This window comes from Curtobacterium sp. MCLR17_007 (assembly GCF_003234655.2).
Lineage (GTDB): Bacteria > Actinomycetota > Actinomycetes > Actinomycetales > Microbacteriaceae > Curtobacterium.
Genome location: NZ_CP126271.1, coordinates 2,901,062 through 2,912,939, shown reverse-complemented (window position 1 = coordinate 2,912,939; position 11,878 = coordinate 2,901,062). Strand labels below are relative to the sequence as shown.

At 73.5% G+C, this 11,878-nt stretch carries 9 protein-coding genes and 1 tRNA gene; 8 read left to right on the top strand and 2 right to left on the bottom strand.

Features of this window, described 5'->3' with window-relative positions:
* Positions 1-98 precede the first annotated feature (98 nt).
* Both DEJ13_RS13765 and DEJ13_RS13760 read left to right on the top strand, forming a co-directional pair.
* On the top strand, positions 99-1,418 hold the full coding sequence (locus DEJ13_RS13765) for an LCP family protein (RefSeq protein WP_111105786.1): 1,320 nt from the start codon (positions 99-101) through the stop codon (positions 1,416-1,418).
* A gap of 325 nt (positions 1,419-1,743) precedes the next feature.
* Positions 1,744-1,832: transfer RNA gene (locus tag DEJ13_RS13760), tRNA-Ser, on the top strand.
* An 88-nt stretch (positions 1,833-1,920) separates the two neighbouring features.
* On the opposite strand, the gene DEJ13_RS13755 is transcribed toward DEJ13_RS13760, so the two are convergent.
* Positions 1,921-2,136, bottom strand: coding sequence for a hypothetical protein (locus DEJ13_RS13755; RefSeq protein ID WP_146245154.1), 216 nt, complete (start codon positions 2,134-2,136; stop codon positions 1,921-1,923).
* A gap of 203 nt (positions 2,137-2,339) precedes the next feature.
* On the opposite strand from DEJ13_RS13755, the gene DEJ13_RS13750 reads away from it, so the two are divergent.
* Positions 2,340-3,329: a glycosyl hydrolase family 18 protein gene (locus DEJ13_RS13750; RefSeq protein WP_181436923.1), complete on the top strand. Its 990-nt coding sequence runs from the start codon at positions 2,340-2,342 to the stop codon at positions 3,327-3,329.
* A 164-nt stretch (positions 3,330-3,493) separates the two neighbouring features.
* Here DEJ13_RS13750 and DEJ13_RS13745 read toward each other — a convergent pair whose 3' ends face one another.
* Entirely contained in the window at positions 3,494-4,495 is a 1,002-nt protein-coding gene (locus DEJ13_RS13745) for a LacI family DNA-binding transcriptional regulator (protein ID WP_111105784.1), read from the bottom strand.
* Positions 4,496-4,580: 85 nt separating this feature from the next.
* Between DEJ13_RS13745 and DEJ13_RS13740 the strand changes: the two genes are divergently transcribed.
* From DEJ13_RS13740 to DEJ13_RS13720, 5 genes are all read left to right on the top strand, one after another.
* Positions 4,581-5,831, top strand: coding sequence for a Gfo/Idh/MocA family protein (locus DEJ13_RS13740; RefSeq protein ID WP_258373989.1), 1,251 nt, complete (start codon positions 4,581-4,583; stop codon positions 5,829-5,831).
* Positions 5,828-6,841, top strand: a complete 1,014-nt coding sequence (locus DEJ13_RS13735; protein ID WP_111105782.1) for a sugar phosphate isomerase/epimerase family protein — start codon at positions 5,828-5,830, stop codon at positions 6,839-6,841. The genes DEJ13_RS13740 and DEJ13_RS13735 overlap by 4 nt, the downstream gene beginning before the upstream one ends.
* A gap of 147 nt (positions 6,842-6,988) precedes the next feature.
* The gene (locus DEJ13_RS13730) at positions 6,989-8,011 is read left to right on the top strand and encodes an AAA family ATPase (RefSeq protein WP_056119565.1); all 1,023 of its coding nucleotides are present in this window, start codon (positions 6,989-6,991) and stop codon (positions 8,009-8,011) included.
* Positions 8,011-9,333 carry a DUF58 domain-containing protein gene (locus tag DEJ13_RS13725; protein ID WP_111105781.1) on the top strand — a complete coding sequence of 441 codons (1,323 nt, stop codon included), beginning with the start codon at positions 8,011-8,013 and terminating at the stop codon, positions 9,331-9,333. The genes DEJ13_RS13730 and DEJ13_RS13725 overlap by 1 nt, the downstream gene beginning before the upstream one ends.
* Positions 9,330-11,756 carry a transglutaminase TgpA family protein gene (locus tag DEJ13_RS13720; RefSeq protein ID WP_111105780.1) on the top strand — a complete coding sequence of 809 codons (2,427 nt, stop codon included), beginning with the start codon at positions 9,330-9,332 and terminating at the stop codon, positions 11,754-11,756. Before DEJ13_RS13725 ends, DEJ13_RS13720 begins: the two co-directional genes overlap by 4 nt.
* Positions 11,757-11,878 lie beyond the last annotated feature (122 nt).

Sequence of the window (11,878 nt, the reverse complement as noted above, 5' to 3'; positions counted from 1 at the left end):
GCCGTTCCCGCGGCGTGACCCGACCGGTCCGCGCGCGGGACCCGACGGAGGCGTGCAGGACCGCCCCGTCATCGTGTCCGCCGACGACAGGAGCGCCCGTGGAAGACGTCCGTGATCGATCCCACCGCCTGAACCGCGCATCCGGGATCGCCCGACACGGACGACTGCCACGGCACCGACCCTTCGGGACCGTCGCCAAGGTGCTGTCCGGCGTGGTCGCCGTCGCCCTGGTGAGTTCGTTCTCGGTGGCGGCGATCGCAGCGAAGCAGGTCACGGACGACCTCGGCGACGGCGTGCAGATCCAGGGGCAGCCCTCGGTCGCAGCGAAGGGGGAGTCCCTCAGTGCGTACCAGGGCGGCTTCAACATGCTCGTCGTCGGCACCGACAACGACCCCGCGCAGGGCACCCAGTACGGGGAGCGGGACGCGACGCTCAACGACGTCAACATCCTGCTGCACGTGTCAGCCGACCACACGAACGCGACGGCGGTGAGCATCCCGCGCGACCTGGTCACGCCGATCCCGGCCTGCGAGAAGCCCGACGGGTCCGGCACGACGCCGGCGATGGCAGCGCAGCCGATCAACGACGCCTGGGGCGAGGGCGGCCTGAACTGCGTCGTGCAGACGGTGCAGGGACTGACGGGGCTCGACGTGCAGTACTCCGCGGCGGTGTCGTTCAACGGCGTGATCGAGATGTCGAACGCGATCGGCGGCGTGCCCGTGTGCGTCGCGTCGCCGATCAAGGACCGCTACACCGGACTCGACCTGCCGGCGGGGACGACGACGCTGCAGGGGTCGCAGGCGCTCGAGTTCCTGCGGACCCGGCACGGAGTCGGTGACGGGTCGGACCTCGGGCGGATCTCGAGTCAGCAGGTGTTCCTGTCCTCGTTGCTGCGGACCGTCAAGTCGAACGAGACCCTGACCTCGCCCGCCACGCTGTACAAGCTGGCGCGGGCGGCGGCCTCGAACATGCAGTTGTCGCAGAGTCTGAACGACGTCGGGACGATGGTGCAGATGGGCCGGGCGCTGCAGGACCTGCCGCTCGACCAGGTGAACTTCGTGCAGTACCCGGGCGACACCGGCGGGACGGGTGTGTACGCGGGGAAGGTGCAGCCGACGCAGTCCCTGGCGGACGAGCTGTTCGCCAAGATCAAGGCGGACCAGTCGTTCTCGCTGGGGGAGGGCAGCACGGGCATCGGGTCCGAGGCCGCACCGGACGCGCCGCCGACGGATGCCTCGCCGTCCTCGGACGCCACCGCTCCGACCGGACAGGCGGCGCCCCCGTCGTCCGCGGCGTCGTCGCCGTCGTCGTCGGGCGAGACCGCCGCCCCGTCCGCGCCAGCGACGTCCGACACGATCGACGGCCTGCAGGGGCAGTCCGCGGCACAGGAGACCTGTTCGAAGGCGTTCGGCTCGTAGGCCTCCGGCTCGTGGGCCGACCCCGCGACGCAGAAGCGGGGGCGTGGCCGCGGCCACGCCCCCGCGGAGTCGCTCCTCGGCGGACGCCGGTCATCGGGCGAGCCGGGCCCAGGCCTGGGAGCGACGCTGGGTGCTGTGTCGCGACAACGGGGACGAGCCCCGGAACGTGATCGCCGCGTCCCGATGACCCTACGGCTCGGGGTACGAGCGGACAACCCCGGCGTGTCCCCACTTCGGGGGACCGGCCGCTGAACACCGCAGCGCGGGTGAGTCGAGAGTCCCCGCGTCCTCCTGTATGGTGGTGCCTGCGTCCGCGAGGGCGCACGGAGACGTCGCATAGTCCGGCCGAGTGCACCACCCTGCTAAGGTGGAGTCCCCTTTAGGGGACCGAGGGTTCAAATCCCTCCGTCTCCGCACACGAGCCACACACGAAAGCCCCGCTGCTGTCCAGCGGGGCTTTCGTCGTCGCGGGCACCCGCTCGTCAGCGGCGGACGTCCGGGTTCAGCGAGTGCTGTTCGAGTCGAGCCACCGGATCCACCCCTCGAGCTGCGCCTTCGCACTGTCGAGCGTGCTGTGGGTGCCACGGACCTCGCCGCCTGTGGACCGCACCGCGTAGCCGTCCTCCCACGACACGATCCCGACGAGCACCTGCCCCGACGAGCCCTCCCAGTGGCGGTCATCGACCTCGACCCAGAGGATGCCGTCGAGGAGCGTCATCGAGGACACCCCGGACCGGGATCGGGGTGACGGTGGACAGGTGGTGCATGCATGAGGACTTCCGGTCGGCTTCGGACGAGAGATCGTTCCAGCGGCCGGGGGTCTGGGTCACCTGACGTGGACAGTAGTCCGAGCGGCTGCGCGTCGCCCGGGTCCCTCGGACGGTCCCCGGGTGCACGCCGACAGCGCGCTACGGTGTCGACGTGTCCCGTCGCGCAGCGCTCGTCGTCCTCGGAGCGCTCGTCGCCGCGTCGCTCCTGACCGGGTGCGCAAGTCCCGCCGGGTTGCAGGTCGAGGCCTACGTCGAACCCGGGGCCCGAGCGGTGCACCGGGTGCGCGACGCGGTCCCGCTCGCCAGCACCATCGGCATCGACGGCGTGACGGTCGCGTCCGACGGGGCGACGCTCGCGACGCCCCCGGGTGGACTCGACACCCTGGCCGCGACCGCGAACGGCGGGGGCGCCGCAGCGGAGCTCCTGGTGAGCAACTACGCCGAGGAGCTCGGGGACTTCTCACCGCGGGTCGGTACGGCGCTGCTGTCCTCGGCGACGAACCGCGAGCGGGTCGCCCGGCAGCTCGCGACGGCGGCCGAGCGGTCCGGGATGCGCGGCGTGCAGATCGACCTCGAGTCCCTGCGCGCCCGGGACCGAGCCGACCTCGTCTCCTTCGCCGCCGCTGTCCGCACCGCGGTGCACGACCGCATCGGACCCGACGCGACGGTGTCGATGGCGGTGATGGCCTCGACGGACGGCGCGGGCTACCGCGACACGGGCTACGACCTCCGTGCGCTCATGGAGCACGTCGACCGGTTCGTCCTCATGACCTACGACCAGCACGGGCCCTGGAGCAGCCCCGGCACGGTCGGGTCGCTGCCGTGGACCGAACGGGTGGTCCGGGCGGCCCAGCGGCAGGGGCTCACCGCGGACCGGATCGACCTCGGCATCGCCGGCTACGGGTACGTGTGGGGCGGGGGCGCGGACCGGCTGCTCTCACCAGCGGCGGCGCGCTCGGCTGCCGGGGATGCGGCGACCTGGTCGCGGCGGGACGGTGAGTGGTCGGCCACGCTCGGCGACGGGCGCGAGCTGCACTGGTCGGATGCGCGGTCGTACCGGGTCCGGACCGCGCTCGCCACGGAGCTCGGCCTGCACGGGGTCGCGCTCTGGTCGCTCGGCACGATGCCGCTCCCGCACTGACGCCGATGTCGCTCCCGCACTGACGCCGATGCCGCGCCCCCGCGCGGACATCGCGCCCGCGGTCAACGGGGCGCGATGTCTGCACGGGGGCGCGATGCGCGCGCCCGGGGGATGGCTGGCCGGGCGGCGCGCGGCGCAGCGACACGCGGTCGACGCGCCGCCGGTCACCGCCGCGGCGGCGCCGTCGTCCCCCGGACCACGAGCGTGGGCGGCACCAGGGTCGTGTCCGGCGTCGGGCGGGCGCCCGTGCCGATCAGTGCGACGAGCCGTTCGGCGGCGAGCCGACCGACCTCGGCGTTGTGCGGGTCCACCGTCGTCAGGTCGACCAGTCCGGAGCCCGCGAACGGGGTCTCGTCGTGCCCGACGACCGACAGGTCCTCCGGCACCCGGAGGCCCATGGAGCGCGCCGCCGCCATCGCGCCCATCGCCATGACGTCGTTCGCCGCGAACACCGCGGTCAGCCCGGGGTGCTCAGTCAGCGCCGAGCGTGCCGCCTGGTAGCCGGCCTGCTCGGAGGTGGCACCGTCGCCGACGACCACCGGCGCGATGCCGGACGCCACCATCCGCTCGACGGTGGCCGTGCGGCGGGCGGCCGCGGAGCCTCCCGTCCCGCTCAGGTGCGCGATCGACCGGTGGCCCAGCGTGACCAGGTGGTCCGTCGCCAGGCGGGCGCCGGCGGCCTCGTCGGAGGCGACCACGTCGACGTCGGCGGGCGCCAGCGCCCGGACGCCGGCGACGACGACCGGGGTGTCGGCGGGGACCTCGAGGTCGGGGGAGCTCTCGGCGGCGAGCACCACGCCGTCGACCCGCAGCGACACCAGGTCGTCGAACGGCGAGGACGGCAGGTGGGCGTTGGCCGTCGTGTCCGCCAGGGTCAGTCGCAACCCGTGCGGTTCGAGCGCGCCGCGGATGCCGTCGAGCATCGGCACGTACCAGGGGTTGCGGAAGTCGTCGATGACCACCCCGATCGTCCTGGTGCGGGTGCCGGCCAGGATCGCGGCGGCGCGGTTCGGCCGGTACCCCAGGTCCGCAGCGGCGGCGAGGACCGCGGCGCGTCGTGGCTCGGAGACGCCCGGGTCGTCGCGCATGACCATCGAGACCAGCGACTTCGAGACCCCGGCCCGCGCGGCGACGTCGATGATCGTCGGCGGTCTGCGGTTCGTCATGCGTGCTCCTTGACAGGACATGGGGTCGGGCAGCTACAGTCTGTCACACGCTCTGGAACGTTCCAGAGCGATACGGCACGACGACGTGAACGGAGCACTCGTGCGCACCAACGACAACGACCCCATCGGCGTGGCCGTCATCGGAGCAGGCATGGCGGGCAAGGCCCACATGGCGGCCTGGCGGAACGCCCCGTCCCTGTTCGACTCAACGCTGCCGCCCGTGCGGCTGGTGTCCGTCGGCGACGTCTTCGAGCCGCTCGCCGCCGAGACGGCGGCCCGGTTCGGCTACGCCCGGCACGACACCGACTGGCGCGCGATCGCCGCGGCGGACGACGTCGACGTGGTGAGCGTCGTCGTCGCCAACCGGCTGCACCGCGAGATCGTCGAGGGGCTGCTGGCCGCCGGCAAGCACGTGCTGTGCGAGAAGCCGTTGGCGGACTCGCTCGAGGACGCCCGCGCCATGGTCGTGGCCGCGGACGCTGCTGCCGGGCGAGGCCAGGTCGCACGACTCGGCTTCACGTACCGCCGGGCACCGGGGCTCGCCGCGATCCGACAGCTCGTCGAGGACGGCACCCTCGGCCGGGTCCTGCACGTGTCCGGACGGTACTGGACGGACTACGGCTCGTCGCCGGACGTCCCGTTCTCGTGGCGTTTCGCCGGGGCACCGGGCACGGGGGCGCTCGCTGACGTCGGGTCACACCTGACGTACGTCGCCGAGTTCCTCGCCGGGGACGTCCGGAGCGTGCGCGGCGGGCTCTTCAGCACCACGATCACCGAGCGGCCCGTCGCCGCGGGACACGTCCTGCGCGGGCAGCAGGCCCAGGTCACGGGGGAGACCGCGACCGTCGAGAACGACGACTACGCCACGTTCGGGGCGCGCTTCGGCGACGGCTCGGCGGTCGGCTCGCTCGAAGTGTCCCGCGTGGCGAGCGGTCACCCGAACGGCCTGGTCGTCGAGGTCTTCTGCGAACACGGTGCCGCCCGCTGGGACCAGGAGCGTCCGTCGGAGATCGGTCTCGCACTGCAGTCGGACGGCTCGCGGCTGGGCGGGTACCGGCAGGTGGTGCTCGGACCGGACCACCCCTACGTTGCCGGCGGCATGGCGATGGACGCACCCGGCGTGGGCTGGGGACAGAACCAGATGTTCGAGGTGCAGGCACGGGCGTTCCTCGACGAGGTCGTCGGTGCCGAGGACGCGCTGCCGGCCAACGCCACCTTCGCGGAGGGCGTCCACAACATGGAGGTCCTCGACGCGGTCGCGCGGTCCGCCGCAGCCGGGGGAGCGACCCAGACCATCGACGCGAGCGCGAGCACGGGGCAGGAGCAGCACGCATGAACCTCGGCCTCTACGACGCGGTCTTCCACGACCGCCCCCTCGCCGACGCGATCCGTGCCGTCCGGGACAACGGCCTCACCGGCATCGAGCTGAACACGGGCGGCTTCCTGCCCGCGGTGCACGTGCCGGACATGGACGCGGTCCTCACGGACGACGCAGCACGGGACGCCTTCCTGGCGCAGTTCGACGGGACGGGGGTCGCCGTCGCGGGCCTCAACTGCAACGGCAACCCGCTGCACCCGGACCCCGCGATCGGCCCTGCGCACGCCGAGGACGTCCGACGCAGCATCCGTCTGGCCGCGCGACTGGGACAGGACCGCGTCGTGACGATGTCGGGCCTGCCGGCGGGGGAGCCCGGCGGTACCCGGCCGAACTGGGTCGTCAACGCCTGGAACTCCGCGGCCCTCGACGTGCTCGAGCACCAGTGGAGCATCGCCGTGCCGTTCTGGCAGGAGATCGACGCCCTCGCCCGCGATCACGGCGTCAAGGTCGCACTCGAGCTGCACCCCCAGAACCTGGTGTTCAACCCGGCCACGGTCCGCGAGCTCGTGGCGCGCGGCGGACTGACCAACGTCGGGGTCGAGCTGGACGCGTCCCACCTGTTCTGGCAGCAGATGGACCCGGTGGCCGTCGTCCGCGACCTCGGTCCGCTCGTCGTCCACGCCGCTGCGAAGGACGTCCGGATCAACCCGCACGCCGCGATCAACGGCGTGCTCGACAACGGGTTCGGGCGGCTGTCGCCGGACGAGCCGCGGACGAACCTGGGCGGCGACGAGTGGGCCAACGCGTGGCCGAAGCCGTCCGCCTGGGACTTCGTCGCGCTCGGCAAGGGCCACGACCAGGCGTACTGGACCGAGTTCCTGCGAGCCCTGCACGAGGTCGACCCCGACATGTGGGTGAACATCGAGCACGAGGACACCGAGCTCGGCCGCGACGAGGGCGTCGCCGTGGCGGCCCGCGTGCTGCTGGCCGCGGACGCGGCCCTGGCACCGCGCGCCGGGCGCGACTGAGGCGCGGTCCCGACACCGGACACGGACGGGAGGCCCGGTGCCGGTGAGCCGATCTGCGCACCTGTACCGGGCCTCCCGTCCAGTGCCGTGGTGCCGACGGCACCTCGGTGACACATCCTCCGGGTGCTGTCACCGGCCCGATGTAGCATGCGCGGACATCGAACCGAGGAGACCTGCGTGCCGGAAGCCCCCGACTTCGCCTTCCCCATCGACCGGGTCCGTGACGCCGGTGCGGCGATCATGTCCGCAGTCGCTACGGTGGTGGACGGCAAGACCGACGCCATCCGCACGGCGCTGACGGTGATGCTCGCCGAGGGGCACCTGCTCGTCGAGGACGTGCCCGGCGTCGGCAAGACCGTGCTGGCGAAGGCCCTCGGTGCCTCGGTGGGCGGGTCGGTGAACCGCATCCAGTTCACCTCGGACATGCTGCCGTCCGACGTCACCGGCGTGAACATCTTCGACCAGTCCTCGGGCACCTTCCGGTTCTCGCCCGGCCCGGTCTTCGCCAACGTCGTCATCGGCGACGAGATCAACCGCACCAGCCCGAAGACCCAGTCCGCGCTGCTCGAGGCGATGGCCGAGTCGCAGGTCACCGTGGACGGCGTCACCCGGCCGCTCGAGCAGCCGTTCATGATCGTCGCGACGCAGAACCCGGTCGACATGGAGGGCACGTACCCGCTGCCCGAGGCACAGCGCGACCGCTTCATGGCCCGCATCGCCATGGGGTACCCGAGCGTCGAGGCCGAGCGCCGCATGCTCACGGCCCGCGGCACCCGCGACCCGCTCGAGTCCGTCCGCCCGGTCGTCGACGTCCAGACGCTCCGCGCGATGATGCAGGCCGTCCACCAGGTCCACATCGCGCCCGACGTCGAGGCCTACGTCATCGCGATCGTCCGCGCCACGCGCACCCACCCGGACCTGCTGCTGGGCGCCAGCCCGCGCGCCACCCTGCACCTCGCCCAGGCGACCCGGGCGCACGCGGCGTTGCTCGGTCGGCCCTTCGTCACGCCGGACGACGTCGCCGAGCTGGCGCCGATCGTCCTGGCGCACCGGCTGGTGCCGGTCGCCCGGGGGCTCGGTGGTTCCGCCGAGGACACGGCGCGCGAGATCGTCGTGCGCGTCGTCGCCGAGACGGCCGTGCCCTTCACCGCCGCGCCCGTCCGCTCCTGATGGCCCGGTCGCCGGTGGCCCCGCCGTTGCTGCGCCGAGCGGGTGCCGCCCGCTCGACGCTGTCGCGGTGGACCCGCCGGGGGACCGCGGCACTGCGACGGACGCCGTTCCCGCGGCCGACGGCCCGCGGCTGGACCGTCATCGCGGTCGGTATCGGCCTGGTCGGCGGCGGGTTGGTCGCCACCACGAGCGTCGCCGTGTCGGCCGGACTGCTGCTGCTGGTGCTCGTCGTCCTGGGGTTCGTGATGGCGTTCCTCGTCGCGGCGCCGCTGCGCGGGTCCCGTGTCGCTCCGCGGGCGATGGTGCAGGTGGGTGAGGTCTACCGCGAACGGGTCACGCTGCGCGGCGCCACGATGGCGCTCGGACCGCGGTCGACCCTGCTCGTGCGCGAACAGCTCGACGACGCGTTTGCCAGCGTGTCCGAGGCCGAGGCGTACGTCGAGGTCGGCCCGTCCGTGCCGCCGGCCGTGTTCGACGTCGAGGCCCTGGCGATGCACCGCGGGCGCACGACCGTCGGTCCGGTGACCATCCGCGTCGAGGACCCGTTCGGCCTGCTCCGCATCGACCGCCCCGTCGTCGCCCCGGACGAGGTCGTGGTCGTGCCGTCCTCGACCCCGCTGTCGGCGGTGGACACCGGCGCGCTCGCCGGGGCGGTCTCCGCCGACGAAGGCCGCGTCGGGCAGGGTGGCTCCGCCGACGACAGCGAACTCCGTCCCTACCGACCAGGGGACCCGATCCGCCGCGTGCACTGGGCGCAGAGCGCTCGACGCGGAGAGCTCCACGTCCGGCAGACGACCCAGGCGCAGCCACCCGAGGCCGTCATCGCGCTCGACGTGCGGCGCGAGTCGTACCAGCAGCTGGGTCGGGACGACCTCGCCGAGCTGAGCGACCTCGGCGGCGACGCGGCGTTCGAGCACGCCGTCGTGGTCGCCGCGAGCGTCGCACGGGCACTGGCGGCACGGACGTCGCGCGTGGTGCTGGTCACGGACGACGCTGACGGCGCCACGCGGCACACGGGTGACGCCGGCGGCCTGACCGACGTGCTGGTCGGGCTGGCCGAGGTGCACCTGCGCAGCGACGCCCGCGCCGTCACCGACGTCCTGCCCGACGTCCGCGGACGGGACGTGCACGGCATGACCGCCGTCGTCACGGGCAACTGCACGGCGGAACAGGCCGCAGCGCTCGTCTCGTCGACCAACGGTTCCAGCCGCGGGATCCTGGCCACGATCGTGCCGCCGGACCCCGTGGTGCGCGGGATCCTCGACCGCGGCGGCTGGCGCACCCTCGTGGTCCCCGTCGCCGGGACCGGAGCGACACGATGACCACGCAGGACACGGGGCGCGGCGGGCGCGGTGGCGCCGGCGGCGGACGCGGTGGCGCGGCGGGCGGGCGCGGTGGCGCGGCGGGCGGCCCGGCAGCCCGCGCCGGTGGTGACCGTCGTCGGGCGGACGTGCGCGAGATCCTCGAGCGCGAGGACACCGTCCGTGGCCCGTCCGCCTGGGTCGTGGCACTCGCCCCGGTCCCCGTGCTCATCGCGGCACTCGCGTTCCGCCCCCTCGTGCAGGGCATCGCCTGGTGGACCTCGGCGCTCGCGATCGTCGTCGTGCTGGTCGGCGTCGTGCTGGCCGTCCGCCAGCGACCACCGGGCGTCCGCTTCATCGCCCTCGTGGCGACGCTCATCGCCAGCTCGTGCGCCGCGGCACTCGTCAACGACATCCAGCCGCTCGGGTGGATCGACGGGGACGGAGCACTCGGGCAGACGATCGCCGCGATCCGGCTGAACCCGGCCCCGCTGCCGCAGACCGACGCGATCCGTCTGGTGGTGACGGTCGCGATCGCCTGGGTCGCCGCGGCGTCGATCTTCCTGGCGACGGTCGCCCCGGCCGCAGCGCTCGCCGCGGCCCCGGCGCTCGTGATCCTCATCGTCCCCGGCGTCGTCACCGGAACGCCGGCGAGCACGGGGCTCGTGATCGTCACCGGTCTGGCCTTCCTCGCGATCCTCTGGCTCTCGGTCAGACCCGTCCAACGCGCACTGCCGGCGACGGTCGTCGGCGCCGTCGCGCTGGTCATCGCCGTGGGACTGCCGTCGATCGTGCCGCTGAACGCGAGCTGGCTGTCCGGGGTGACCGGTGCCATCCAGTCGCCCATCCAGCCCGGCCGTCCGGGCACGCTCCTCAACCTCGGCCAGGACCTCCGCCGGCCGAACGAGCTCGAGGTGTTCCGCTACCGCACGTCCGACGGGCAGCCCGAGTACCTCAAGCTCGCGGACCTCGACGACTTCGGTTCCGGCGACTGGGTCCCGACCGTCACGGACGCCAGCAACGCCCCGACGGCCGACCAGCAGCAGTGGGCGGTCGGGGTCAACCCGCGCCTGGCCAGCCGCGGCGACGCGACGATCCGCATCACCGGGCTGTCGAGCAACTACCTGCCGGTGCCCGCCGGGGCGGTGTCGATCGAGTCCCAGTCGACCAACCTCGAGCTCGACCAGTGGCGGTGGATGGCCAACTCGAACACCGTGCGCTCCACCGGACCCGCCACCCGCCGGGGCGCCACCTACCAGGTGTACGGCGCATCGACCTTCGCGAACGCGTACCTCGACGCCGTCGACGCGTCGGGCCGCCTGGCGGCCTTCGACGGCCGCGGCTACCCGACCCCCTCCACAGCCGAGCTCCGGACCGACCGACAGCTGCCGAAGGACCTGCCGAAGAGCATCGCGGCCACGGCACAGCGGGTCGCCGGCAGCGCGGCGACCGAGTACGAGCAGGCCCGCTCGCTCGAGCAGTGGTTCCGCAGCGACCTGTTCACGTACTCCGAGACGGCGCCGGTGGAGCAGGGCTACGACGGGGACAGCATGGACGTCGTCGCGAAGTTCCTGCAGGTGCGCGAGGGGTACTGCGTGCACTTCTCGTCCGCCATGGCCGTGATGGCCCGTACGCTCGGCATCCCCTCCCGCATCGCCGTCGGGTACCGCGCCGGCGGCACCGCCGAGGACGGCGAGTACACCGTGTCGAACCGGCAGCTGCACTCGTGGCCGGAGCTCTACATCAAGGGCGCCGGCTGGGTGGCGTTCGAACCGACGCCGGACTCGGACGAGGCCGCGACCACGGAGCCGCAGCCCTCGGCGAGCCCGTCCGCCGCCGACCCCGAGACGCCCCTGCCCGCCCCGGACCAGGCCACCCCATCGACCACGGCCACCCCGACCCCGTCGGCGTCCGCCGAGGCCGGAGCGGCGACGCCGACCGGTGGTGGAAACGGCCCGTGGGGGCTGCTGGTCGGGGTCCTCGTCGCGGTCGGGGTGCTCCTCGCCCCCGGGCTCGTGCGCGCTGTCCGACGCCGGGCACGACTGACGGCCGTCGCGGCGGGTCGCTCGCCGGCGGTCACCGCATGGCGGGAGCTGCTCGATGACGTGGCCGACCACGGGTACGCGCCGGGACTCGCACCACCGGGCGATGCGGCTGCGGTGGCCCGGACGGCACGGGCCGTCCTCGGGCGGCTGCGGGTGTCGGTGTCCCCGACGGTGATCGGGCACCTCGAGGCCGTCGTCGACGCGATCGACCAGGAGCGCTACGCCGCGGCGGGTTCCGTCGACGGCGATCGACTGGTGGTGGTCTTGCGCGAGGCCCGGGCCGCGCTCGACGCGTCCGTCTCCCTGCCCGCGCGGCTGCGTTCCCGGCTGCTGCCACCGAGCCTGACGCCGTCGTCGGCATGGTCCCACGGGGGCCGACGCCGTCCCGCGCGGTCGTAGCGCGTCGGGCACGCACGGTGCGAGGGAGCACGGTGCGAGGTTGCACGGTGCGAGGTTGCACGGTGCGAGGGAGCACGGTGCGAGGGAGCACGGTGCGAGGTTGCCCGTTCGTGCGCCGCTGA

Excerpts from the sequence above, each read along its gene's own strand:
- DEJ13_RS13720 (WP_111105780.1), top strand. The coding sequence starts at position 9,330 with ATGACCACGCAGGACACGGGGCGCGGCGGGCGCGGTGGCGCCGGCGGC.
- DEJ13_RS13735 (WP_111105782.1), top strand. The coding sequence starts at position 5,828 with ATGAACCTCGGCCTCTACGACGCGGTCTTCCACGACCGCCCCCTCGCC.
- DEJ13_RS13745 (WP_111105784.1), bottom strand. The coding sequence starts at position 4,495 with ATGACGAACCGCAGACCGCCGACGATCATCGACGTCGCCGCGCGGGCC.
- DEJ13_RS13730 (WP_056119565.1), top strand. The coding sequence starts at position 6,989 with ATGCGCGGACATCGAACCGAGGAGACCTGCGTGCCGGAAGCCCCCGAC.
- DEJ13_RS13725 (WP_111105781.1), top strand. The coding sequence starts at position 8,011 with ATGGCCCGGTCGCCGGTGGCCCCGCCGTTGCTGCGCCGAGCGGGTGCC.
- DEJ13_RS13755 (WP_146245154.1), bottom strand. The coding sequence starts at position 2,136 with ATGACGCTCCTCGACGGCATCCTCTGGGTCGAGGTCGATGACCGCCAC.